The sequence below is a fragment of the Ruegeria sp. YTSC230 genome, from assembly GCF_059609665.1.
Genome location: NZ_JBXWMC010000006.1, coordinates 25,806 through 49,246, shown reverse-complemented (window position 1 = coordinate 49,246; position 23,441 = coordinate 25,806). Strand labels below are relative to the sequence as shown.

22 protein-coding genes are annotated in these 23,441 nt (G+C 58.4%); 11 read left to right on the top strand and 11 right to left on the bottom strand.

The window, feature by feature from the left end:
- Positions 1-22 precede the first annotated feature (22 nt).
- The 11 genes from AC2FD9_RS12980 to AC2FD9_RS12930 all read left to right on the top strand — a co-directional run bounded on the left by AC2FD9_RS12980 (position 23) and on the right by AC2FD9_RS12930 (position 11,522).
- Complete coding sequence (locus AC2FD9_RS12980) at positions 23-1,639, top strand: acyl-CoA dehydrogenase family protein (RefSeq protein ID WP_496837242.1); 1,617 nt, start codon at positions 23-25, stop codon at positions 1,637-1,639.
- A 44-nt stretch (positions 1,640-1,683) separates the two neighbouring features.
- Positions 1,684-2,577, top strand: a complete 894-nt coding sequence (gene ttcA, locus AC2FD9_RS12975; RefSeq protein ID WP_496837240.1) for a tRNA 2-thiocytidine(32) synthetase TtcA — start codon at positions 1,684-1,686, stop codon at positions 2,575-2,577.
- A gap of 116 nt (positions 2,578-2,693) precedes the next feature.
- Positions 2,694-4,181, top strand: coding sequence for an EAL domain-containing protein (locus AC2FD9_RS12970; RefSeq protein WP_496837238.1), 1,488 nt, complete (start codon positions 2,694-2,696; stop codon positions 4,179-4,181).
- Positions 4,182-4,304: 123 nt separating this feature from the next.
- A complete protein-coding gene (gene yidC, locus AC2FD9_RS12965; RefSeq protein WP_058276195.1) occupies positions 4,305-6,134 on the top strand; it encodes a membrane protein insertase YidC in 1,830 nt (609 codons plus the stop codon).
- A complete protein-coding gene (locus tag AC2FD9_RS12960; protein WP_496837236.1) occupies positions 6,131-6,868 on the top strand; it encodes an MOSC domain-containing protein in 738 nt (245 codons plus the stop codon). The genes yidC and AC2FD9_RS12960 overlap by 4 nt, the downstream gene beginning before the upstream one ends.
- Positions 6,865-7,518 (top strand): ribosome biogenesis GTP-binding protein YihA/YsxC, encoded by a 654-nt coding sequence (yihA, locus tag AC2FD9_RS12955; RefSeq protein ID WP_496837234.1) that lies wholly within the window; start codon positions 6,865-6,867, stop codon positions 7,516-7,518. The genes AC2FD9_RS12960 and yihA overlap by 4 nt, the downstream gene beginning before the upstream one ends.
- Entirely contained in the window at positions 7,515-7,883 is a 369-nt protein-coding gene (locus AC2FD9_RS12950) for a DUF2946 domain-containing protein (protein WP_496837232.1), read from the top strand. The genes yihA and AC2FD9_RS12950 overlap by 4 nt, the downstream gene beginning before the upstream one ends.
- Before the next feature lie 67 nt (positions 7,884-7,950).
- Entirely contained in the window at positions 7,951-9,354 is a 1,404-nt protein-coding gene (locus tag AC2FD9_RS12945) for a PepSY-associated TM helix domain-containing protein (RefSeq protein ID WP_496837230.1), read from the top strand.
- A 105-nt stretch (positions 9,355-9,459) separates the two neighbouring features.
- Positions 9,460-10,323, top strand: coding sequence for an acetylglutamate kinase (argB, locus tag AC2FD9_RS12940; protein ID WP_496775254.1), 864 nt, complete (start codon positions 9,460-9,462; stop codon positions 10,321-10,323).
- 18 nt (positions 10,324-10,341) lie between these two features.
- On the top strand, positions 10,342-11,028 hold the full coding sequence (locus tag AC2FD9_RS12935; protein ID WP_496837229.1) for a ferredoxin: 687 nt from the start codon (positions 10,342-10,344) through the stop codon (positions 11,026-11,028).
- Positions 11,025-11,522 carry a SixA phosphatase family protein gene (locus tag AC2FD9_RS12930; protein ID WP_496775252.1) on the top strand — a complete coding sequence of 166 codons (498 nt, stop codon included), beginning with the start codon at positions 11,025-11,027 and terminating at the stop codon, positions 11,520-11,522. Before AC2FD9_RS12935 ends, AC2FD9_RS12930 begins: the two co-directional genes overlap by 4 nt.
- A gap of 48 nt (positions 11,523-11,570) precedes the next feature.
- Here AC2FD9_RS12930 and AC2FD9_RS12925 read toward each other — a convergent pair whose 3' ends face one another.
- From AC2FD9_RS12925 to rplQ, 11 genes are all read right to left on the bottom strand, one after another.
- The gene (locus AC2FD9_RS12925; RefSeq protein WP_058272392.1) at positions 11,571-12,362 is read right to left on the bottom strand and encodes an amino acid ABC transporter ATP-binding protein; all 792 of its coding nucleotides are present in this window, start codon (positions 12,360-12,362) and stop codon (positions 11,571-11,573) included.
- A gap of 12 nt (positions 12,363-12,374) precedes the next feature.
- Positions 12,375-13,679: an amino acid ABC transporter permease gene (locus AC2FD9_RS12920; RefSeq protein ID WP_282153886.1), complete on the bottom strand. Its 1,305-nt coding sequence runs from the start codon at positions 13,677-13,679 to the stop codon at positions 12,375-12,377.
- Position 13,680: 1 nt separating this feature from the next.
- Positions 13,681-14,949, bottom strand: a complete 1,269-nt coding sequence (locus tag AC2FD9_RS12915; RefSeq protein WP_282120551.1) for an amino acid ABC transporter permease — start codon at positions 14,947-14,949, stop codon at positions 13,681-13,683.
- A gap of 126 nt (positions 14,950-15,075) precedes the next feature.
- Entirely contained in the window at positions 15,076-16,092 is a 1,017-nt protein-coding gene (locus AC2FD9_RS12910; RefSeq protein WP_108861233.1) for an amino acid ABC transporter substrate-binding protein, read from the bottom strand.
- 208 nt (positions 16,093-16,300) lie between these two features.
- Positions 16,301-17,008 carry an ATP12 family chaperone protein gene (locus tag AC2FD9_RS12905; protein ID WP_496837226.1) on the bottom strand — a complete coding sequence of 236 codons (708 nt, stop codon included), beginning with the start codon at positions 17,006-17,008 and terminating at the stop codon, positions 16,301-16,303.
- 4 nt (positions 17,009-17,012) lie between these two features.
- Positions 17,013-17,684 (bottom strand): HAD-IA family hydrolase, encoded by a 672-nt coding sequence (locus tag AC2FD9_RS12900; protein ID WP_496837224.1) that lies wholly within the window; start codon positions 17,682-17,684, stop codon positions 17,013-17,015.
- On the bottom strand, positions 17,681-18,724 hold the full coding sequence (locus AC2FD9_RS12895) for an RluA family pseudouridine synthase (RefSeq protein WP_496837222.1): 1,044 nt from the start codon (positions 18,722-18,724) through the stop codon (positions 17,681-17,683). The genes AC2FD9_RS12900 and AC2FD9_RS12895 overlap by 4 nt, the downstream gene beginning before the upstream one ends.
- Positions 18,725-18,930: 206 nt before the next feature.
- The gene (locus AC2FD9_RS12890) at positions 18,931-20,241 is read right to left on the bottom strand and encodes a replication-associated recombination protein A (RefSeq protein ID WP_496837221.1); all 1,311 of its coding nucleotides are present in this window, start codon (positions 20,239-20,241) and stop codon (positions 18,931-18,933) included.
- Between the two features lie 4 nt (positions 20,242-20,245).
- Positions 20,246-21,634 carry a trypsin-like peptidase domain-containing protein gene (locus AC2FD9_RS12885; protein ID WP_496837508.1) on the bottom strand — a complete coding sequence of 463 codons (1,389 nt, stop codon included), beginning with the start codon at positions 21,632-21,634 and terminating at the stop codon, positions 20,246-20,248.
- A gap of 79 nt (positions 21,635-21,713) precedes the next feature.
- Entirely contained in the window at positions 21,714-22,769 is a 1,056-nt protein-coding gene (locus AC2FD9_RS12880) for a TauD/TfdA family dioxygenase (protein ID WP_496837219.1), read from the bottom strand.
- Between the two features lie 159 nt (positions 22,770-22,928).
- Positions 22,929-23,351 carry a 50S ribosomal protein L17 gene (gene rplQ / locus AC2FD9_RS12875; protein ID WP_058272384.1) on the bottom strand — a complete coding sequence of 141 codons (423 nt, stop codon included), beginning with the start codon at positions 23,349-23,351 and terminating at the stop codon, positions 22,929-22,931.
- Positions 23,352-23,441 lie beyond the last annotated feature (90 nt).

The following is a 23,441-nucleotide window of genomic DNA, read 5'->3' as shown; positions in this document are numbered from 1 at the left end:
ACCCGTACTGCCCGAGGTTCAGATGACATCCGACGCCCGCCATTCCCTGCCGACACATGACGTATTGAATCAGCCGCCTGTGCGCGGGGAGTCTAACCTCTGGTCTTCAGATCCCGTTCTGCGAAACGCCGTGCATTTCACGGGCGGTCGCGAAGCGCCTTTGGCGGCTTACGGGGAAACGTTGGGACGGGTGGAAACCCGCGAGCTGGGGCGCGAGGCCAATCGGCACCTCCCCGAACTTCGATTGTTCGATCAGGGCGGTAGGCGCCTGGACGAGGTCCGGTTTCACCCCGCCTATCATGAGATGATGCAGATCAGCCAATCTGCCGGCTATGCGGCCTTGGCCTGGGACGGTCAGTCGGGCGGCCACACGACCCACGCCGCGATGATGTATCTTGCCAGCCAGGTTGAGCCGGGCCATTGCTGCCCATTGACCATGACCTACGCAGCAATCCCGGCTCTTGCTGCAAATGAACAGATCGCCTCCGAGTGGCGGCCTAAGCTCATGGCGCGCAGCTATGATCCGGCGACGAAACCGATCGAACAAAAGGCCAGCGCCACATTGGGCATGGCAATGACCGAAAAGCAGGGCGGCTCGGACGTGCGCGCCAATACCACTGTTGCCAGCCAGGACAGAGAGCATTGGCGCCTGCGCGGACATAAATGGTTCTGCTCGGCCCCTATGGCGGACGGTTTTCTGACGCTGGCACAAGCGCCCGGTGGGCTGACCTGTTTCCTCGTCCCCCGCTGGCTGGACGGTGAACGCAACGCCATTCACCTGATGCGACTAAAAGACAAGCTGGGCAACAGATCCAACGCCTCGTCCGAAATCGAATATCACGACGCACTGGCGTACCAACTGGGGGACGAAGGCGCGGGCGTGCGAACAATTATCGAGATGGTCCATCACACCCGACTGGATACAGCCGTGGCCCCGGCGGGCCTGATGCGCGCAGCCCTCAGCGAAGCGCATCATTGGGTCGCCCACCGCAGCGCTTTTCAGCGCCGGTTGATCGACCAACCTCTGATGCGCGCTGTCCTGGCGGATCTCGTGTTGGACTGGGAGGGCGCGTTGACGCTGGGGATGCGCGTCGCGCAGGCCTTCGACGGCCAGTCACCCGAAGACAAGGCCTTTGCCCGTATCGGTGTCGCCCTGGCCAAGTTCCTGAGTAACAAGCGGTGCCCGGCCGTAGTCGTTGAGGCAATGGAGGTGCTGGGTGGCATGGGCTATGTCGAAGACACGCCCCTGCCCCTACTGTATCGCGAAGCCCCGCTGAACGGTATTTGGGAGGGGTCGGGCAATGTGATCTGTCTCGACATTCTGCGCAGCCTGTCTCGCGACCCGCTGGCCGCTGAGGTCCTGCAGGCCGAACTGGATATAGCAACGGGTGTCGACCACGGCTTTGACGCCGCGCTCAAGGCGCATCGTGATCGGTGGCCCGGGCTGCCGCCTGAGAGTGAAGCCCGTTGGTTTGCCGAACGTACTGCATTGCTGCTGACAGCCGCTCAGCTATTGCGTCGCGCACCCGCGGCCGTTGCAGATGGATTCATCGCCACAAGGCTTTTGGGCAACAGCGGCCGCATTCACGGATCAGTATCCGGGCTGGACACGGACGCCCTGCTTGCCCGACTGGGCTGACCCGGCCACTTGCCCGGTTGCCTCAACTGCTGTAGGGGCTGCGCATGTTTGACGAAGCTGACGATATCCACCCGCTCTTTGCAGGCGCGCCCTCGACCACCGAGTTCAAAAAGCTGCGCAAACGCATCGTGCGCCAGACCCGTGAGGCCATTGAGCACTATGGGATGGTGGACCCGTCCGCGCATGACAAGGACGGGAAACCGCCCCGCTGGCTGGTTTGCCTGTCCGGCGGTAAGGACAGTTATACTCTGCTGGCCGTTCTGTACGAACTGAAATGGCGTGGCCTGCTGCCCATCGATTTACTGGCCTGCAACCTCGACCAGGGCCAGCCCGGATTTCCGGCCACTGTCCTGCCCGAGTTCCTGGAACGAATGGGCGTTCCGCATCGGATTGAATATCAGGATACCTATTCCATCGTGATGGACAAAGTTCCACAGGGCCGCACCTTTTGCGCCCTGTGTTCGCGCCTGCGCCGAGGCAACCTGTACCGCATTGCCCGGGAAGAGGGATGCTCGGCCGTCGTACTGGGCCATCACCGCGACGATATCCTCGAGACGTTCTTCATGAACCTGTTTCACGGCGGGCGACTGGCCACCATGCCGCCCAAGCTGGTGAACGAAGAAGGCGATTTGTTCGTCTTCCGCCCCCTCGCCCATGTGGCTGAGGCCGATTGCGAGAAATTCGCGACCTCGATGAACTATCCGATTATCCCCTGCGACCTCTGCGGCAGTCAGGATGGGTTGCAACGTCAGCAGGTCAAACAGATTTTGGATCAGTGGGAAAAGAACAGCCCCGGACGCCGTCAAGTGATGTTCCGGGCCCTGACAAATGCGCGTCCGTCGCATCTTTTGGACCCAAAATTGTTTGATTTTCAAAACCTTGCACTCAAACCGAATGAAAATGACGAAAATTCGGGCGAAATTCCGCAGCTCCGTTAACGAGTGACTCAGATTGGTTTCCTAGGGTCGACCTGAGCGTTTCAAACGCAAGGTAGAGGCCCGAAGATCCGATGTGGAAACATATCTCAGTCAGCAGAATTTTTGACTCTCTTGCCATGGTACTAAGCGGCCCGCCCGCCTTGGCCTTCGCGCCTGCGATCAGTCTGGCCGCGTATTGGATTGGTGGTGAGCGGGCATTGGTTGTCGTGGCACTTACCCTGCCGCTTGTGTTCGCCGCGGTATCGACCGCGCACAAGGCCAGCAATCGGGAAAAAGACGGTAACGGCCTCCTTCCTCTCGACAGGTTTGCGGCCCAGATGGAAACGCTGTTTGCGGAAAATCAGCTCGCTGGCCACGAAGCCTCCTGTATGATTGTTGAATTGGACGGGTTTTCTGAATGTCTTGATCTGCACGGAAATGCGGCCGGGAACGTAATGGCTGACCAATTCCGCAGCCGGGTACTTTCGGTCATACGCTCACATGACATTGCCACTGGGCTGGACCAGGGCAAGATCGCAATCGGCCTGCACGCCGCACAGAATCTGGATCTGGAGGCTTGCATACAGATGTCAGGGCGCATTCAGGCTGCCGTCGATGAGCCAATCATGCTAAATGGCACCAGCGTTTACATGTCATGTTCAATCGGGTTTTGTCTGCAATCCACTTTGCCCGACATCCCCTTTGCCGAGTGGATCGATGCCGCCAACGCGGCCTTGGCCGAAGCACAAAGGAACGGTCCTGCAACCATCCGCGCCTTTTCATCTGAAACGCAGCGGCGGGCACGCGTGCGTGCCAACCTGCGCAATGAGTTTATTGCGGCCTTGGATAGTGGTGAAATCCGCCCATGGTTTCAGCCACAGATTTCCACCGACACCGGCCACGTTACCGGGTTCGAGGCGCTTGCCCGTTGGGAACACCCACAGAAAGGCGTGCTGGGACCGCCGGTTTTCCTGCCTTTTGCAGAACAAGCCGATCTGATGGAACGCTTGGGTCAGGTGATGCGCCATCACGCTTTCGCCGCCATGCGCCAGTGGAACCTTGCCGGTGTCGTTGTGCCCCGGATTGGCATGAATTTCTCGTCAGAAGAGCTGCGCGACCCGGCGTTGATCGACCGTCTGAAATGGGAGCTGGATCAAAATGACCTGACGCCCGACAGATTGACCGTCGAGATTCTTGAAACAGTGTTTTCCAGGCGGCCCGATGACGTAATCACCCGCAACGTGATAAGCATGTCCAAGCTCGGCTGCTGCATTGACCTCGATGATTTCGGCACTGGCCACGCCTCCATTGCGTCGATCAAGCGCTTTGACGTTTCACGCATTAAAATCGATCGGTCCTTCGTGGCAAAGGCGGATCGGGACGCAAACCAGCAACAGTTGGTCAGCGCGATTTTGACCATGGCGGAACGGCTGAATGTCGAAACTCTGGCCGAGGGGGTCGAGACACAAGGCGAGCATGCCCTGATGGCGCAACTGGGCTGCGACCACGTGCAGGGGTTTGAAATTGGCAAGCCCATGCCCTTTGAAAAGACGTTGGACTGGATGGCCGCACATCAAAACAAACTCAACGGAATGCCAAAAATCGGGCGTCAGGCACGTCCTTAGGCGCGAATTAACGCCACAGAACCCCAATCGGTGATGAATTACAGGGCGATTCCGCTTGACCTTTGGGCCCGCACTCTGTTGAACCCAGCGGGTGTCTTTCACTGCTTAAGGTGGCTGTCCCCGATGGACGATCAGAACAAGAACCTCATCCTCGCAACCGCGCTCAGCTTTCTCGTGATCCTGGTTTGGTTCGTGCTGTTTCCACCGCCCGAGCCGACGACCGCACCGGAATCTGCCGAGATCAGCGCGACTGATGGAACAGAGGTTCAGACCCCAAGCGCTGCTGGCACCAATACAGTTGGTGAAGCAACCGCAGACGCCACCGAGATCGAGCCCGACGCCCAAGCACCTCGGGTCGAGATTGAAACACCGCGCCTGAAAGGCAGCCTGTCCCTGTCCGGCGGTCGTATCGATGAGCTGTTCCTGAAAGATTACAAAGTTTCGATCGAAGAAGGCGCGCCCATTGTCGAGCTGCTGTCGCCCGTTGGTTCGGAATCGGCTTACTATGCCTTGTACGGTTGGGCACCGGGCGCAGGCGTCGCCGGCGCTGACGTCCCCGGCCCTAATACGCTGTGGACCGTCGAAGACGGCGAAACCCTGGGGGTCGATACCCCGGTCACTCTGAAATGGGACAACAGCAAGGGCCTGACCTTCCGCCGCACTATTGAGGTTGACCAGGACTACATGTTCACCGTCACCCAGTCGGTTGAGAACAATACCCAGGCCGAGGTCGGCATGGCCCCATATGGCATACTGGCCCGTCACGGCATTGGCGAAGACGGCGACCTGCCCGATCTGAAAAACTTCTTCATCCTACATGAAGGCGTTATGGTCATGGCTGACGGCGTTCTGGACGAGATCGACTATGGCGATGTGCGCGACTTTGACATTGACCCGAATGAGCGTGCGCAAGCCGAAGTCTTTCAGGTCAAGGAAGGTGGCTGGGTCGGTTTTACCGATCACTACTGGATGACCACTCTGATCCCTGCAGAGGGATCGGCATTCAAGGCTGCGGCTAAATATGACGCCCGCCGCAAGATTTATCAGACCGAAACGGTTCTGCCGACGCTGACTGTCGCGCCCGGGGCAACTGAAGAAGTCACCACCCAACTGTTCGCAGGTGCCAAAGAATGGGAAACCATCCGCGAGTATCAGGCTGACGGTGTACAGAAGTTCGTCGACAGCATCGACTGGGGTTGGTTCTATTTCCTGACAAAACCGATCTTCTGGCTGCTGCATAACATCAACGCCCTGATTGGAAACATGGGTTGGTCGATCATTGGCCTGACGCTGATCATCAAGGCGATTCTGTTCCCGCTGGCGTACAAATCCTACGTCTCAATGGCGAAGATGAAAGAGCTTCAGCCGCAGATGGAGGCCATGAAAGAAGCCGCAGGCGACGATCGCCAAAAGATGCAGCAAGGCATGATGGAGCTATACAAGAAGGAAAAGGTAAACCCCGCCGCGGGCTGTTTGCCGATCCTGATGCAGATCCCGATCTTCTTCTCGCTGTATAAGGTGATCTTCGTCACCATCGAACTGCGTCAGGCCCCCTGGTTTGGCCCGTTCCAGGACCTCAGCGCACCTGATCCGACTTCGATCATGAACCTGTTTGGTTTGCTGCCCTTTGCCGGTCCGCAGCCAGATACCTTCATGGCACTGATCTTCATCGGTATCCTGCCTTTGCTGCTGGGGATCTCGATGTGGTTGCAGCAAAAGCTGAACCCGGCACCAACTGACCCGACTCAGGCGATGATCTTTGCCTGGATGCCTTGGGTGTTCATGTTCATGTTGGGCAGCTTTGCCAGCGGACTGGTCGTTTACTGGATCGCGAACAACACGATCACGTTCACGCAGCAATACCTGATCATGCGTAGTCAGGGCTATAAGCCTGACGTGTTCGGCAACATCAAATCCGGCTTCAAGCGGACGCCCAAAACGGACGACAAATGAATGCTGAAGTAACCCATATCTGGCGGCATCCGATCAAAAGTCATGGTCGCGAGTCCCTCCAGACCGTATCAGTGACCCCCGGGCAGACCATGCCCGGGGATCGCGTTTGGGCAGTCGCGCATGAGTCGTCGAAGGCGGATGGTTCTCAATGGGTGCCTTGCGCCAATTTCAGTCGCGGGGCGAAAGCGCCGCAACTGATGGCTATCTCGGCCCGGCTGAACAGCGACACGATAACTCTGACACATCCGGATCGTCCGGATCTGACTTTTAATCCGGATGGGGAACAGCAGGTCTTTTTGGACTGGGTCCGGCCGTTGATGCCTGCGGATCGGGCGGCGTCAGCCCGGATCATCCGAGTGCCGGGTCGCGGCATGACTGACAGCGATTACCCTTCGATCAGCCTGTGCAACATGGCATCGCACCGCGCCGTCGGGCAAAAGCTTGGCAGCAATTTGTCGATCCAGCGCTGGCGTGGCAACATCTGGTTCGATGGCCTGCCCCTGTGGGAAGAATTCGACTGGCTGGGTCGCGAAGTACAGATCGGTGAGGCCGTGTTTCATGTCAAAGAACGCATCCGCCGCTGTTTGGCGACAACGGCAAATCCCGAAACCGGCGTGCGCGATGCGGATACGCTGGGCACATTGAACAGCTGGGGCCATCAGGATTTCGGCGTTTACGCCGAGGTCGTCCGGGGCGGCGCAATCTCAGTCGGCGATAAGGTTCATCCGTTATGAGCACCCTTCCCTTCCCACTGGTCGAAGACCCGGACAAGTTCGCGCTGGAACGTGGTCGAAAATTGTTCGCGGGACAATCCGAGTTTGTCAAAGGCGTGGTCGCCATGAATGGCCTGCCTGCACCGGACCGGCTTGAGGTCTGCTTTGCCGGGCGTTCAAATGTGGGCAAGTCCAGCCTGATCAATGCGCTGACCGGCACCAAAGGTCTGGCACGCGCGTCCAACACTCCGGGCCGCACGCAAGAGATCAACTTTTTCACACAAGGTCCCGAACTTTATCTGGTTGACCTGCCCGGGTACGGCTACGCCAACGCCCCGGTGAAGGTTGTTGAAAAATGGCAGCGGCTGCTGAAACAGTATCTAAGCGGCCGCCAGACTCTGCGCCGGGCCTTTGTCCTGATTGACTCGCGCCATGGGGTGAAGGCGGTCGATGCCGAGATCATGAAGCTGCTGGATTCCAGCGCTGTTACATTTCAATGCGTGATGACCAAGGCGGACAAGGTCAAGGCCAATGACCGGCAAAAGGTGTTGGATCAGGTACGCGGTGCATTGTCCAAGCACCCGGCGGCATATCCGGAAATCGTGCTGACGTCGTCCGAAAAGGGTGACGGTATTCCGACCCTTCGTTCGATCATCGCACATCTGGAATGATCCGGATCGGCCGCATTTTCCCAATCCTTACGTTGCTGGCAGTTGTGCTGACCGGCATGATCCCGCAGGGCTGGATGCCAGCGATGGGCAGCGATGGGAAAGTGCTGCTGGTGATCTGTACTGGCGATGGAACAGTCGAACAATGGGTTGACCTGAACCCCGGCGATCCTGGGCACGACGACACGGATTCGCGCGCAATGTGCCCATTCGCGGGCCTAACGGCGGATACACACTTGCCGTCAGTCGGCGAGATCGTCCCTTTTATGGCGAAAATCCAGCCACGCTGGATCCATCGTGATTTCACCCATCGCAGTGCCGGGTTCTACGCCCGCTATGATGCGCGGGGGCCACCCTTCTTTTCCTGATTCAGCTCAACACTTTTGAACCCGTGCACGCGCTGCGCGGGGCAATAATCGAATCCGGAGAACAAAAATGGCACTGGATAGCCAAAACCTGGGGGATACCCCGACGCAGAACACTGCTGCGCAAAAATTCTATTTCGCCGCCTGGCGGTGGCACTTTTATGCCGGGATCTTCGTCATCCCGTTCCTGATCATTCTGGCAGTAACCGGACTAATGATGATGTTCATCACTCAGTTCGACGGTCGCGACGGCGAAAAAATCGCCGTGGATGTTCACGGGCAAGCGTTACCGGCCTCACAACAGGCCTTTATCGCCCTTGACGAGGTGCCCGGCACGGTTGCCGAGTGGATTGGTCCGAAGGCTGATAATCTGGCCACTGTGTTTCGCATCAAAACCGAAGAAGGTCAGCGTCTTGTCGCCGTCGATCCTTACGCCGGAGAGGTTCTGCAGGTCTGGGATCGTCGCGCCGGATGGTATGATCTGGCCGACAACATCCACTCGACCCTTTTGATTGGCACGACCGGAGACCGCATTATTGAAATCGCAGCGGGGCTGAGCCTGCTTTTGGTCTTTACCGGTCTTTACATGTGGTGGCCGCGTGGAAACACCTTGGCCGCTTTTGTGCCCAATCTGCGCGCACGCGGCCGCGCATTGTGGCGGTCGCTGCACGCTGTGATTGGGTTCTGGATGTCCGGGCTGTTGGTGGTCTTCCTGATCTCGGGCCTCTCCTGGGCGGGCGTCTGGGGCGGTATGATCGTTCAGCCATGGAGCAGCTTTCCGGCCGAAAAATGGGACAATGTCCCCCTGTCCGATGACATCCACGCCAGCATGAACCACGGCCACCAGAATGACGTCCCATGGGCGTTGGAACAAACGCCCATGCCCGCTTCTGGGTCCGAGACCGGGATCGACGGTGTTCCACAAAGCACACAGGTCGATATCGACGCGCTTGTGGCCCTTGGCACCGCTTTGGATATGACAGGCCGGTTCCGTGTGGCCTATCCCAACGGCGAGGACGGTGTCTGGACCCTGAACCGCGACAGCATGAGCAGCGACTCGACCGATCCGGTGAACGACCGCACTGTCCACGTGGACCAATTTACCGGCAAGATTCTGGCGGATGTCCGGTATGAGGATTACTCGTTGATGGGAAAATCCATGGCCATTGGGATCCCGTTTCACATGGGTCTGATGGGCATGTGGAACTTTGTACTGAATCTGGTGTTCTGCCTGTCTGTCATCTTCGTCTGCGTCTCGGGCGTTGTGATGTGGGTAAAACGTCGTCCCCAGCGGGCCGGACGTCTGGCCGCGCCGCCGATGCCAGCGGAACTGCCATTGTGGAAAGGGGCCGTCCTGATCGGCTTGTTCACCGCGATGGCGTTCCCGCTGGTGGGCCTGACCTTGCTGACCGTACTGGCCGTCGATTTGCTGTTGATCAGCAACATCCCGGCGATGAAACGCGCGATAAGCTGACACACAAACAGCCGCATCCGGGCAACCGGTGCGGCCCTATGCGCGATCCGGTCTTGGCAGAGCTGTACAAAGGCCCTAACACGGGTTCCCAGAGGGACTGCAGCCATGAAGACAAGAGACATGAACCGGGACTGGATCGCCACCGCCGCAACGCTGAACAGCGCACTGCCATACCTGCAACGCTATGACGGCGCGATTGTCGTCATTAAACTTGGCGGCCACGCCATGGGCAGTGACGAAGCCATGGAAAGCTTCGCCCGCGATGTCGTCCTGATGCGTCAGGTGGGTGTAAACCCGGTTGTCGTGCATGGCGGTGGTCCGATGATCAACGCGATGCTGGATAAGCTGGATATCCAGTCCGAGTTCGTGAACGGCAAGCGTGTCACCGACAAAGCAACCGTTGAAGTGGTTGAGATGGTGCTGTCCGGCCTCGTGAACAAGCGCATCGTGCAGGCGATCAACGGCCAGGGCGGCTCGGCCGTGGGCTTGTCGGGCAAGGATGCGCAGTTGATGACTTGTGATCAGACCGATGAATCCCTGGGTTTTGTCGGAAGTCCCGCAGAGATGAACCCGAAAATCCTGCATGACCTGTTTGCGCATGATGTAATTCCTGTCATCGCCCCGCTGGGTGCGGGCCGGAACGGCGAAACCTTCAACGTCAATGGGGATACTGCCGCTGGCGCTATTTCATCCGCGCTAAAGGCCGATCGACTGCTACTGTTGACCGATGTCTCGGGTGTTAAGAATGCCGCCGGGGACGTCGTGACCGAACTAAAGGCGGGTCAGATCCGCGAGATGACGCTGGACGGCACCATTGCGGGCGGCATGATACCCAAGACCGAAACGGCTCTGGACGCGCTGCACAGCGGGGTCCGTGCCGTGGTTATCCTTGACGGACGCGCGCCCAATGCCGTCTTGCTGGAACTTTATACGGAACACGGCGCCGGGTCGCTGATCCGACCGGACTGAGCCTTTGGCGGAGGAGACATGACCAAACGCCATCACCCCTCCTCTGACCCGGCAGCGCATAGCTATGCTGACATCGAAAAGGCTGCACAGGACGTTGGCCTGATCATCATGGGCGCGCTGCACCCTCGCGTTACAGACGCCAAGCAGTTGGAAGGCGGCACGCTGATCCTGCTAGGTGCTGGGGGTGCATTCTGGCCTGCCCTGAAATCCTCGCCTGAATGGCAAGGCAAGGATCCGGTCGACCGCTGGTCGCTGCGTGTGGTGGGGCAGATGGCACAGGACTTATCCGCCACAGCCTATTTTCCGTTTGGCGGCCCGCCCTATACGCCCTTTATCGATTGGGCATTGAAATCGGGACGCACGTTCAGCAGCCCGGTGGGCGCTTTGGTGCACGATGAGGTCGGCATGATGATCTCATTCCGGGGTGCGCTGCATTTCACCAACGAAATTCCCATACCCGCACCACCTAGCGCGTCCCCCTGCATCACCTGCGCCGCCCCCTGCACCCAGACATGCCCGGTGGGCGCTCTGAACAGTCGGGACTTTTATGATGTGTCGACCTGCCAGGGACACCTGTCCACTCCTGAAGGGCAAACCTGCATGACCGGCGGTTGTCTTGTGCGGCTGTCCTGTCCTCTTAGCTCGGGTGCAGGGCGTGATCCCGAACAATCCGCGCATCACATGAGAGCGTTTCACCCATCATGACACGCACACTGATCCTGACACGCCACGCGAAATCCAGTTGGGACAGCCCGGCCCTTACCGATCATGATCGCCCGCTGAACAAGCGCGGGCGCAGGTCGGCCCCGGCGATTGCGGCGTGGCTGCGTGAAAACGACTGGCTGCCGGACGAAGTTCTCAGCTCAAGCTCGGTCAGAACCCGCGAGACGTGGGAGAGGATGGGCCTGCAGGCAGATAGCGTTTGCTTTCACCGAACGCTTTATCATGCGGACCCCGCAGATATGCTGCTTGAATTATCGGGCGCGACGAAACAAACCGTTTTGATGCTGGGCCACAATCCCGGCATTGCCGCTTTTGCGAACCAAATCGTTAAGCACCCGCCGGATCACGCCCGGTTCTACGACTACCCAACCTGTGCAACAGCTGTGATCCGCTTTGACATTGCGGATTGGTCCGGCGTCCGGTGGCACAGCGGCGATGTGCAGGGGTTTGTTACTCCACGCGAGTTGCTGGAATAGAAAAAGGCGAGGCCAAAGCCCCGCCTTTTCCTGAATTGGTAACCGGGTTCAGTGCCCCAGAATCTGGCTGAGGAACAGCTTGGTTCGCTCGCTCTGCGGGTTGTTGAAGAACTCTTCCGGTTCGTTCTGTTCCACGATCTGACCGGCATCCATAAAGATCACGCGGTTGGCGACCTGACGAGCAAAGCCCATCTCGTGCGTGACGCACAGCATGGTCATGCCTTCCTCGGCCAGCTCGATCATGGTGTCGAGCACCTCTTTGATCATCTCGGGGTCCAGCGCCGATGTCGGTTCATCGAACAACATGATACGCGGCATCATGCACAGCGAGCGGGCAATCGCCACACGCTGCTGCTGACCACCTGAAAGCTGACCGGGATACTTATCCGCCTGCTCGGGGATTTTCACCTTTTCCAGGAAGTGCATCGCGCGCTCTTCGGCCTCTTTCTTAGGCGTCTTGCGCACCCAGATTGGGGCCAGCGTGCAGTTCTCCAGAATGGTCAGATGCGGGAACAGGTTGAAGTGCTGGAACACCATGCCAACCTCGGACCGGATCTTGTCGATGTTCTTGAGGTCATTCGACAGCTCGGTCCCATCCACCATGATCGTGCCCTGCTGGTGTTCCTCCAGCGCGTTCAGGCAACGGATCAATGTGGATTTTCCGGACCCGGAAGGACCCGCAATAACAATCCGCTCGCCCTGATTGACGGTCAGGTTGATGTCGCGCAGCACGTGGAAAGATCCGTACCACTTGTTCATATTGTTGATTTCGATGGCGACCTCGTCGCTCACCTGCATCTTCGAGCGATCGATTTGACGGTCAATTGCAAGTTCAGACATATGTTGAACTCCTTAATGGTGGCCAGTTTGAAGCTTGCGCTCCAGATACATGGAGTAACGGGACATGGAGAAGCAGACGACGAAGAACAGCGCCGCGATGAACGCGAACAGTTCCCAGTAGATGCCGTTCCAGGCGGTGTCGGCGCGGATGGCAGATGCCAGTCCGATCACGTCGAACAATCCGATGATCGACACCAGTGTGGTATCTTTGAAGATCCCGATGAATGTGCTCACGATGCCCGGAATTGAGATTTTCAGGGCTTGCGGCATGATGATCAGTCGCTGTGCTTGCCAGTAGTTCAGGCCGAGACTGTCGGCACCTTCATACTGACCCCGTGGCAGGGCAGCCAGACCACCCCGGATCACCTCGGCCATATAGGCGGCTGAGAACAGGGTCATCATGATCATCACCCGCAGGATGATGTCAAAGTTGGTGCCCGGCGGCAGGAACAGGTTCAGCAGCAGCGAGGCCACGAACAACAGCGTGATCAGCGGCACACCGCGGATGAACTCGATAAAGCCCACGCACAGGTACTTGACGATCATCAGGTCGGACTGACGGCCCAGCGCCAGAACAATTCCGATCGGCAACGAGACACCAATGGCCACGACACCCAGCAGGATCGCCAGCATGAAGCCACCGAACTGGCGGCTTTGGACGGCTTCGATACCGATTGGCAGGATCGAGTCCAGGGCACCGACGAAATAGCTGGACAGAACCAGCCACCAGATAACCGACGCTGCGACACCCGCAATCATGCCAAACAGACCGCTCAGTTGTTTGCTGACAAGGGTGTAGGCACCCCAGCCGACAACAAATCCCAACGCTGCCGCGATCGGTCCCCAAATGGTGCCGCCCCACATCAGGAATGGCATCAGGAACGGATAGATCGCCGTGACGATCAGCATCTTGGACGGCACACGATCCGAGTACAGGACCGGCGCCAATGCGACCAACAGCAGGATCAGCGATACAATCGGACGCCAGTACAGGTGGCTCGGGTAGAACCCGAACAGCAACTGCAGCCAACGGTCATTGATCACCGCCCAGCAGGCATGGCCATGGGTTGAACCCCAGGTGGCGATCATGATCTCGCGGCATTCGTTCAGCGAGTTGGCGTTCCAGACGGACTGAAAGATCCATGGCAGAACGCCCGACAACACGTACCAGATCGCGTAAAGCGAAACCAACGTCAGGATCGAGTTAAACCAGCCTGAGAACAGATTGTGCCTGATCCAGCCGATTGCTCCGACTTCGGACGCTGGCGGGGCTTGTTCCGGCAACATTTCCGTGCGGACAAATGAAACATCACTCATATTACCGCTCCACCAGTTTGACACGGTTGTTGTACCAGTTCATCACCGCTGAAATGCTCAGCGAGATGGCCAGATAGACCAGCATCAGCAGCAGAACGCATTCCAGCTCGCGGCCGGTCTGGTTCATGGTGATGCCACCCAGGGTCCCCGTGATGTCCATGTATCCGACCGCAATCGCCAGTGACGAGTTCTTGGTCAGGTTCAGATAGTTCGAGATCATCGGCGGGATGATCACACGCAGCGCCTGAGGCAGGATAACCAGCCGCATGGTGCGACCCGGACGCAAGCCCAGCGCAGACGCAGCTTCGGTCTGACCCTTGGAAATAGCCAGAATGCCGGCGCGTACGATCTCGGCGATGAAGGCCGCCGTATATAGCGACAAAGCCAGCCATAGCGCGATCAGAGAGTTGCGCATATGCGTGCCGCCTCTGAAATTGAATCCTTTCAATTCCGGGTATCCAAGGTGTAAGCCCAGTGCAGTCATCAGTATGATCATCGGGACGAACAGAATGCCCAGCTGGATATGCCAGATCTTAGGACGGTCGCCGGTTGATTCCTGTTTGGCGGCGGCCCAGGCGGACACTTTGCGCATGGTAAAGATGCTGCCACCCAGAACGACCAGAAACGCGACCAGATCCAGCGAAATATCAAACCGAAGGCTTGATGTTCCGAACAAGTGAATGTCGCCCAAACTACGCGAGAACAGGAACTCCGGGATATACACACCCCGATTGGTAACGGCGACGGTGTTGAACAGATCCATCGTTGCCGTGGGGTTATCACCTCGGAACGCATTAGGTGCGGGCAAGCCTTCGATCAAAATGGCCATTGCCAAAACGATCCAAAGCAGGACAGGCACGTTACGGAAAATCTCGACATAGAAGGTCATGATGCGCGCGACCAACCAGTTGTTCGACAGACGCAGCACGCCGACAAAAACACCGACTATCGTCGCCGTGATACACCCGAGAACCGCAACAACAAGCGTGTTCAGCAAACCGATGAACGCGGCGCGAAGATGGCTGTCCTGTGAGGTGTATTCCAGCAATCGCTGGTTAATGTCATAACTTGCGGATTCTGCAAAAAAACCGAATTCGACCGGTTTTCCCAACCCTTCAAGGTTTTGAATGGTATTTGAGATGATCCAGGCTGCCAGAAGCATGAAACCGATTAATGCAATGACCTGAATGGTCGCTGATCGGTACCGCGTATCGTAAAGGAGCATGGACAGCCGGAACTGCTCCTTCGGCGGGTCAGTGAGAGTCGTCATGACCTATGAATTTCCCCGTGCATCCCGTTTTTTGCCGGCGAAGTTGATCTTCGCTCAATCCATCCGGGAGTGTTTCTTATTTATGGAAAAAGGGCGCAGGTTGCCCCGCGCCCTTTCCCGTGGATTTTAGCGGAACGGCGGCGAATACAGCAGACCACCATCGGTCCACTGGGCATTCAGGCCGCGCGCAAGACCAATCGGAGTTTCTTCACCGATGTTCTTGGCAAACACTTCGCCATAGTTACCACCCGCCTTGATTGCGCTTGCTGCCCAATCTGCGTTCAGACCCAGCATCTCACCCAGAGTACCTTCGGTACCCAGCAGACGGTTCACTTCCGGATTGTCGGTGCCAGCGCTCAGCTCGTCGATGTTTGCCGAGGTCACGCCCAGCTCTTCAGCCGAAACCAGCGCGTTCAGAGTCCAGCGGACAACGTCGCCCCACTCGTGATCGCCATGACGGACCAGCGGGCCCAGCGGCTCTTTCGAGATGATTTCAGGCAGCAGGACGTGATCACCGGGGTTTTCGAACGTGGCGCGGGTTGCAGCCAGGCCCGATGCGTCGGTGGTGTAAACGTCACATGCGCCAGCCAGATACTGCTGTTGCGCTTCGGCGTTGGTTTCGATCGGAACCGGCTCGTAGCTGATGTTGTTGGCACGGAAGAAATCGGCCAGGTTCAGCTCGGTGGTGGTGCCGGTTTGGATGCAGACGGTCGCGCCGTCCAGTTCCTTGGCCGAGCTTACGCCCAGTGCTTTTGGAACCATGAAACCCTGGCCGTCATAGTAGTTGACGCCAGCAAATTCGAACTTGAGGTCGACATCGCGGCTGAAGGTCCATGTGGTGTTACGTGCCAACATGTCGATCTCACCCGAAGCCAGCGCAGTAAAGCGCGTCTTACCGGTGGTCGGCACAAACTCGACAGCGCTGGAATCGCCCAGAACGGCTGCGGCGACGGCACGGCAGACGGCGACGTCAAAACCTTGCCATTCGCCATTCGCGTCAGGCAGCGAAAAGCCGGCCAGTCCCGAGGACACGCCACAGTTCAGCTTGCCGCGCGCTTTGACGTCGTCAACAGTGCCCGCTGTCGCTGCCGCAGCAGCCAGACCGGCAACTGTGGCCACGCCCAAAATTACGGATTTTTTCATTTTTACCTCTTCCTGTTTACCCGCCCCTATTCCGGGACGGCTCTGTCCGGCACCTCTGGCACCAGAAAGGTTACTCCAAAGGTGTCTCCCCTTTAGTGGGCATGAGTTTGCTCGCATTCATAAACAAACGTCAAGGGTCGGATCAGGGAAAACGATGAGTCAACTCAGCGATGACCGGATCTGTGTCAAAATTTGATGCCCAATAGGCTCAGATAGAGATTTCAATAAACCGTTTAGCGTGTAGAAACGCAGTTTTTTTGATCTCGGCAACCGCGTGCGCCTCGTCATCGTGGCCCCACTGTTCGGTTTGCCAGGCCTCGTCGAGCCTTGAGATGTCCCAGATTTCGTCCGCCGCGCGCCAGTCCATGGCGGCGGCAAATCCCAGTACCAGTGAGCCGGACAGGCTGACCAGATCGTGAAAGGCGGCGAGCTGGAAGTCGTTGAATTCGTGTACGCGGCCTCGAAGTGTGCTGAGCGCATCTGCAGACTGTGGCTGATGCAGCACACCAACCACAGGAACCAATCGCGCGGCTAGGGTTTCAGCTGCCCAATCCAGGGCCGGGTCCCACTGATCTGCCTGTCGCTGCTGCAACGTTTGCGGGTGTGTCGCCCGGTAACACAACAAATCCGAATCGCCGTAATCGGCCAGCATGTCCGCAACCTCGGCGTGCTGATGACGCACTTTGTCGATGGCCGCATTTGCAGACCGGGTAAACGGCATCAGGGTCGGATCGACCTCTTTTTCCTGCGCATCCCATTCTGCAGCAACCGCGTCGGCCATTGCCTGCGTCGGCAGGATCAATGCGGCCTTGGCCGGGGTCTTGACCCGGCGACCGTCCAATTCGACGGTGTATCCGTTTTCCGCTGGGACAACCGTGCTTGCGGTCCAAAATCGCTTGGGCTTCCAGTCACTCATGTCTTCAGGTCCAGATATTATCCAGCGCACGGGGCAACTGGTCAAAATTTTCAATTATACAGGCCGCGCCGTTCAGGGCTGATCGGTCATGATATCCCCAGGATACGCCGATGCCTGTTACTCCGGCAGCCCGCGCCATATCCATGTCGAACCGGGTATCGCCAATCATCACCGTATCTGCCGCATCAACGCCGGTTTCAGAACGGGCCGTGTCGATCATCGACGGATGCGGTTTCGAGGGGTGATGGTCCGCAACCTGCCGGGTCACGAAATAGCGCTCCAGGTCATGTGCTTCGATCAAGGCATCCAGACCGCGTTGGGATTTTCCGGTGGCCACACCCAGCAGCACCTCGGGGATGTCATGCAGGGTTTCGATTGCGCCCCGCGCACCGGGATAGAGCGGTGAGCTTGCGGCCCCCTGCTCCAAACGATTTGCGTGATAGGCCTGTTTGTAGCCCTCAACCAGATTGTGTTGAACCGTTTCGCTCTGCTCGGGCGCAAGCCGGGCCATGGCGTTGGGCAAGGACAGACCGACGATGGACAAAATCGCCTCGCGATCGGGAACCGCTAGGGACAGTGCCCCAAAACTGGCGGTCATCGCCGCGACAATGCTGCCCTGGCTGTCGACAAGGGTTCCGTCCACATCAAAAAGCACCAAACGCAAGGGTGCGCTCATTGCAGTTCCTCGAACGGGTCTTCCGCGGCCAGATCCTCGGTCCAGCCGAACGTGTCCCAGCTGTGTTTCATATGCTCAGGCAGCGGAGCTTTGACGGTTATGGTCTTGCGCGTGACCGGATGCTGGAATGAGGCCTGCCGCGCGTGCAGGTGCAGCTTCTTGCTGATGACCCCGCCCAGTTGCGCGCCCCAACCGTCCCCCATATTTTCCTGCCCCGAGCCACCGTATTTGCCATCGCCAACGATTGGGTGACCGATCGCCGCCATATGCACCCTCAGCTGGTGCGTACGGCCGGTGATCGGCTCCATCGCAACCCACGAGGCGCGCCCAGCCACGCGATATAGCGTTGCATACAGCGTATGCGCCCGTTTCGCGCCCGGCGTGTCGTTGATTTCGTTCAGATGTACGGCGATCATCTTCTCGCCCTCACCCTGTTTACCGTGACCGGATGCCTTGACCAGTCCGGTCTTGATCTCGCCCAGGTACGGGGTCGGCACGCCAGCAACCAGCGCCCAATAGATCTTGCGTGTATCGCGATGCCGGAAGGCAGCTGTCAGCCCCTTGGCGGCCTCGCGGGTGCGGGCCATCAGCAATACACCCGATGTGTCCTTGTCCAAGCGGTGCACGAGGCGCGGATTTTCGTCATAGCCAAAGCGCAACGCCTCGGACAGACCGTCAACGTGGCGGGTCTGGCCGCTGCCGCCCTGCACTGGAAGACCTTGTGGCTTGTTCAGGGCCAGAACATGATCGTCGCGATAGATCACGCAAGACTGGATCATCTTGGCGTCGGCATCTGAGATGCCTCGTTTGACTGCAGCCGGCTTGTGATCAGCATCCGGCAAGGGTGGCACGCGCACGACCTGCCCGACCTCAAGCCGGGTCGAGGCTTTGACCCGCCCGCCTTCAACACGCACCTCACCTTTGCGGCACATCTTTTCGATGCGGCCCTGGCTGACATGCGGGAACAGGCGGCGCAGCCACCGATCCAGCCGCTGGTCGCCGTCACCCTCTGCCACGGTGATCATCTGTACGCCGCTCATGCCGATATCCTCTGCGTCGCGCGGATTATCCGCCCGCCAAACAAGTGTGTAAGTGCCCTAGAAAACATGCGCGTCTGTGCCGTGCAAAAGGCCAAGAGTCAAGCCGATCAAATGCCCGGGAAACTCAGGCGCCTGCGTTGTCTCGGCGTCGGATCACCTCTTGGTCGTTTGCGCATTCGTTCTTCAACGCATCACGCAGCGGTGTGCTACTCGTTCCTCTGTGCCCGCAGCTTGGCGAAGTAGTTCAGACGCTTCTTCAAGTCACGCTCGAACCCACGCTCCACGGGTTTATACAATTCCGGCCGCTTCATGCCGTCGGGGAAATAGTTTTGTCCGGAAAAGCCGTCTTCGGCGTCATGGTCATAGGCATATCCCGTGCCATAGCCCTGATCTTTCATCAACGATGTCGGCGCGTTCAGGATGTGTTTTGGCGGGGGTTCGCTGCCTGACTGCTTGGCCAATCGCATCGCCGCCTTGTACCCGACATAGGCACCGTTCGATTTTGGGGCCAAGGCCAGATAAACCAGCGCCTGCGCTATGGCCAATTCACCCTCGGGGCTACCCAAGCGTTCGTAAGTTTCCCACGCGTGCAGGCAGATCGTCTGCGCCTGCGGATCGGCAAGACCAATGTCTTCGACCGCCATCCGCGTGATCCGCCGCGCCAGATAGCGCGGATCCTCCCCACCCGTCAGCATCCGCGCAAACCAGTAAAGCGCCGCATCCGGGTCAGATCCGCGCACGGACTTATGCAGGGCCGAGATCAAATTGTAATGCTCGTCCCCGGATTTGTCGTATTTGGCCGCGCGGCGCATCAATCTTGTCGACAACGCATAAGGGTCCAGCGGTGCATCCACCTTCCAAGCCGCAACCTGTTCGATCAGATTCAACAGCGCGCGCCCGTCGCCATCCGCCATCTCCTGCAGAGCTTCGCGGGCATTGCCCGTCAGCGGCAGGGCGCGGTCCAGCTCTTTCTCTGCGCGCTGTGTCAGACGTTCAAGGTCGCCGAGGCTGAGCCGTTCAAGGACAAGAACCTGTGCTCGGCTAAGCACAGCGGCGTTCAGTTCAAAGGACGGGTTCTCGGTCGTGGCCCCGACCAGCAGGATCGTCCCATCCTCCATGTGAGGCAGGAACCCGTCCTGCTGCGCTTTGTTGAAGCGGTGGATTTCATCGACAAACAGCAACGTGCCCTGCCCGTTCTGCCGACGGATCTTGGCCGCCTCAAACACTTTCTTCAGGTCCGGCACGCCAGTAAAAATCGCACTGATCTGAACGAAATGCAGATCGGTTTCCTGCGCCAGCAAGCGTGCAATGGTGGTTTTCCCAACGCCCGGCGGGCCCCAAAAAACCAAACTGGACAGACTGCCCGAGGCCAGCATGACCCCCAGCGGAGCATCCGGTCCCAGTACCTGCTGTTGTCCGATGACCTCGGCCAACGACTGCGGGCGCAGCCGGTCCGCCAACGGGCGGTGCGGGGATGGTGCAGGCTCGCTCGCCCCGGTATCGAACAGATCGCTCATGCGGTTACAGCCGGAACCGCAAAGATACGGCCCGTCCGCCCCGCAGAACATCCAAATTCAATCTGCGCCCCGGATCGGTCATCGCATCCACCACGTCCACAGGATGCCGGACTTCCGTTCCGTTGATGCTTAGGACCACGTCACCCGCGCGCAATCCGGATCGTCCTCCGTACCGGCCTGCATCCACAATCACGACGCCAGTTTGCGACAGCAACAGCCCCATCTGGGTAATGATCGCCGGGTTGATGCGCGACACCTTCAGGCCCGGCATCACGGTGTTATCGTTCAGAACGGTTTCATCAGCCGGTGGAGTTTCCGGGACCTTGATCAGGGCAACCTCGATATCCGCACTGTCGTGACCCCGCAGCCGGGTCAGCACCGAAGTGCCACCAACGCCGGCGACGGACATGCGGAACTTCATCTCGGCCGGGGAATTCACCTCATCCCCATCAACATGGGTTACCACGTCCCCCACGCGCAGCCCTGCCTCACCCAGCGGACTCAGGGCGTGCAGGTCCGAGATCACAACACCCATAGGGAATACCAACCCCAAAGATTCGGCGATATCCGCACTCATGTGCTGACCAGCGACCCCGGCCCAAGGGCTGACAAAGCTTTCATTCCCGGCCTTGGCCTGGCGCAAAAATTCGGCAACCAGATTGGCCGGGATCGCAAACCCGATGCCGTTGGAGCCGCCGGATTGCGTCAGGATTGAAGTGTTTATCCCGATCAGATCGCCATTCACGTCGATCAGCGCCCCGCCGGAATTGCCCGGATTGATCGCAGCATCGGTTTGAATAAAGTACCCACGCGCGTTGCCGGTGGCCGTCCCGGTCCGCGCCAATCCGGAGATGATCCCGGAAGATACGGTTTGTCCCACACCAAACGGATTACCGATCGCAAGCGCCAGTTCCCCTACCTCGATCTGGTCGGAATCGCGGAAGTTCAGATGCGGCAAATCCTTGGCGTCTTCCAACCGCAGGATGGCAATATCGCTTTCCTTGTCGCCCAGCACCACTTGCGCTGAAAATTCGCGTCGATCGGTTGTCACCACGCGGATTTCGGTAGCCGTGCCAACAACGTGATAGTTCGACACCACATAACCGTCTTCTGACAGAATGACGCCAGATCCCAGTGAATTCTGTACACGTGGGCGCGGTTCGGCAAATCCCCTGCCAAAGAACTCTTCAAAAAACGGGTCCGAGAAAAACGGATTGGCCCCGCCCTGTCTTACGATCTTAGCATAGATATTGACGACTGCGGGTGAGGCCTGCTTCACCACCGGGGCGAAACCCAGGCTGATTTCGGCCTGCGATGTTGGCACCTTTGTTTCAGCATTTGCTGACACTGCAAGTGTCGCCAGCATCAGAGCACAGAGAACTTTCCGCATGATCCATCCGTCGGTTAATCGCCTATCGGATATGCGTCTACACGTGCCGTAATGCAAGCATCCGTTCTGCGCGTTAGAGGCCTCAATCCAACGGAGCGTGCAGCCGCGTGCCTTCCGTGATGATCCCGCCGCGCTTGCCCACCTCGATGGTGCCGTAACGTTGCCTGAAAACTTCGGGCAATTCGCGATCTCCTTCCGGCGACAGCCAAAGCCTCAGCAAATGGCGGCGCTCTACCGGGTCAGGCCAGTCCACGAACCCGGTCCGGTCGTGCAGTTGCGAATGGTTGTACACGAACTGCATGTCGCCCGGTTGCAGCCGCATAGAAAGACAGAGGTCGGGATCATTCGCCAGCTCATCAAACCGGTCCAGCGCCTCAATGTGATCCGGAGTCAGCCGCATCGCTTCAGGAAATCGTTGCGCACTGTCGATATACTGTCTTTGGTAAAACACCGTCAGCTTACCATCGTGCCAGGAAAACGGCGGGATCGACATAAAAGGTTCCATGCCGTCTGGTACTTCCCCGCGCCGGTCGGTCGCTATTGGGTCAAACAACCGTTCCAGCAATTCCGGGCATTCTGACCGCATCCTATTAAAGATCGTCTCGGCACTGACCAGCAGCGAATCTCCGCCCTCCTTAGCCTCGCGCAGGCACAGCAGGCCGACGATATCGGCGCTGTCGGTGTGAAATGTCTGGCGCTCATGCGTTTGATAGATCCGGGTATTCGGATCGTTCGCATCTGCACCGATGTCGCGAACATGCCCCAGAATGTGTCCTTGCGCGTTCTGTGACCGGGCCGAGCCAAGATGAGCACCCACGCCGCAGAAAATCGTGGCCGCGACCTGTTGCGAATAATTCTGCACCGGAAGGCCACGGATCACTTCGAAACCGATCCCGTTGATCAGCTTCTCTCGCAGGCTTGCCAGATGCCGGTCAAACCGCTTTAGGGGGAAAGCGGGCTTTGTGATCTCACCGATATCTCTTTCGAGGCTCAGGTAGTGACGGGCAGCTTGTTCAAGATCCTCGATGTCGTCCCCCGTCAGATCATTGATCCATTCACTCCGACGCGCACGCATGTCCCGACCGGTCCACACAGACGGACCCGTGAGTTCGTTCGGTAATTTAGTTGGGATTGCCATCATCCGTCCTCCACGCTCATCTTGCAGCATGATCCGTGAGGTTCGGGGATTCATCAACGGATATCGCCGAAAATGCCCTAACCGCGACACCAAGGGACCAAAAAGAAAAAACCCCCGCGTCCGAAACGCGGGGGTTTGAATTCAGAAAGCCGGGCTTTCTTATTCTTCGTCTGCGGCCTCTTCGGCGGCAACGCGGGCTTTGTCAGCCGCGCCTTTGGCGTCCAGATCACGATCAACGAATTCGATGATCGCCATTGGGGCCATGTCGCCATAGCGGAAGCCTGCTTTCAGGATACGGACATAACCGCCCTGACGCTCGGCGTAGCGGGGGCCCAGAATTTCGAACAGCTTTGCGACGTCTTTGTCTTCTTTCAGCTGCGATGCGGCCTGACGGCGGGCGTGCAGGTCGCCGCGCTTGCCCAGAGTGACCAGCTTTTCGATGATCGGGCGCAGTTCTTTTGCCTTGGGCAGAGTTGTTTTGATCTGCTCATGTTCGATGAGCGAGCCAGCCATGTTTGCAAACAGAGCCTTACGGTGCTCATGAGTACGGTTCAGGCGGCGGTAACCACGTGCGTGACGCATTTTCTAGTTCCTTCTTCAGCGTTTTGCTTTGTCTGGCCGGCGATGCGTGTCACCGGCTCTCCTTGGGGCGGATCTGCCCATTTTGTCCCC

Bases quoted from the DNA above. Each gene is read 5' to 3' on its own strand.
- AC2FD9_RS12980 (WP_496837242.1), top strand. From the start codon at position 23: ATGACATCCGACGCCCGCCATTCCCTGCCGACACATGACGTATTGAAT.
- ttcA (WP_496837240.1), top strand. From the start codon at position 1,684: ATGTTTGACGAAGCTGACGATATCCACCCGCTCTTTGCAGGCGCGCCC.
- AC2FD9_RS12970 (WP_496837238.1), top strand. From the start codon at position 2,694: ATGGTACTAAGCGGCCCGCCCGCCTTGGCCTTCGCGCCTGCGATCAGT.
- yidC (WP_058276195.1), top strand. From the start codon at position 4,305: ATGGACGATCAGAACAAGAACCTCATCCTCGCAACCGCGCTCAGCTTT.
- AC2FD9_RS12960 (WP_496837236.1), top strand. From the start codon at position 6,131: ATGAATGCTGAAGTAACCCATATCTGGCGGCATCCGATCAAAAGTCAT.
- yihA (WP_496837234.1), top strand. From the start codon at position 6,865: ATGAGCACCCTTCCCTTCCCACTGGTCGAAGACCCGGACAAGTTCGCG.
- AC2FD9_RS12950 (WP_496837232.1), top strand. From the start codon at position 7,515: ATGATCCGGATCGGCCGCATTTTCCCAATCCTTACGTTGCTGGCAGTT.
- AC2FD9_RS12945 (WP_496837230.1), top strand. From the start codon at position 7,951: ATGGCACTGGATAGCCAAAACCTGGGGGATACCCCGACGCAGAACACT.
- argB (WP_496775254.1), top strand. From the start codon at position 9,460: ATGAAGACAAGAGACATGAACCGGGACTGGATCGCCACCGCCGCAACG.
- AC2FD9_RS12935 (WP_496837229.1), top strand. From the start codon at position 10,342: ATGACCAAACGCCATCACCCCTCCTCTGACCCGGCAGCGCATAGCTAT.
- AC2FD9_RS12930 (WP_496775252.1), top strand. From the start codon at position 11,025: ATGACACGCACACTGATCCTGACACGCCACGCGAAATCCAGTTGGGAC.
- AC2FD9_RS12925 (WP_058272392.1), bottom strand. From the start codon at position 12,362: ATGTCTGAACTTGCAATTGACCGTCAAATCGATCGCTCGAAGATGCAG.
- AC2FD9_RS12920 (WP_282153886.1), bottom strand. From the start codon at position 13,679: ATGAGTGATGTTTCATTTGTCCGCACGGAAATGTTGCCGGAACAAGCC.
- AC2FD9_RS12915 (WP_282120551.1), bottom strand. From the start codon at position 14,949: ATGACGACTCTCACTGACCCGCCGAAGGAGCAGTTCCGGCTGTCCATG.
- AC2FD9_RS12910 (WP_108861233.1), bottom strand. From the start codon at position 16,092: ATGAAAAAATCCGTAATTTTGGGCGTGGCCACAGTTGCCGGTCTGGCT.
- AC2FD9_RS12905 (WP_496837226.1), bottom strand. From the start codon at position 17,008: ATGAGTGACTGGAAGCCCAAGCGATTTTGGACCGCAAGCACGGTTGTC.
- AC2FD9_RS12900 (WP_496837224.1), bottom strand. From the start codon at position 17,684: ATGAGCGCACCCTTGCGTTTGGTGCTTTTTGATGTGGACGGAACCCTT.
- AC2FD9_RS12895 (WP_496837222.1), bottom strand. From the start codon at position 18,724: ATGAGCGGCGTACAGATGATCACCGTGGCAGAGGGTGACGGCGACCAG.
- AC2FD9_RS12890 (WP_496837221.1), bottom strand. From the start codon at position 20,241: ATGAGCGATCTGTTCGATACCGGGGCGAGCGAGCCTGCACCATCCCCG.
- AC2FD9_RS12880 (WP_496837219.1), bottom strand. From the start codon at position 22,769: ATGGCAATCCCAACTAAATTACCGAACGAACTCACGGGTCCGTCTGTG.
- rplQ (WP_058272384.1), bottom strand. From the start codon at position 23,351: ATGCGTCACGCACGTGGTTACCGCCGCCTGAACCGTACTCATGAGCAC.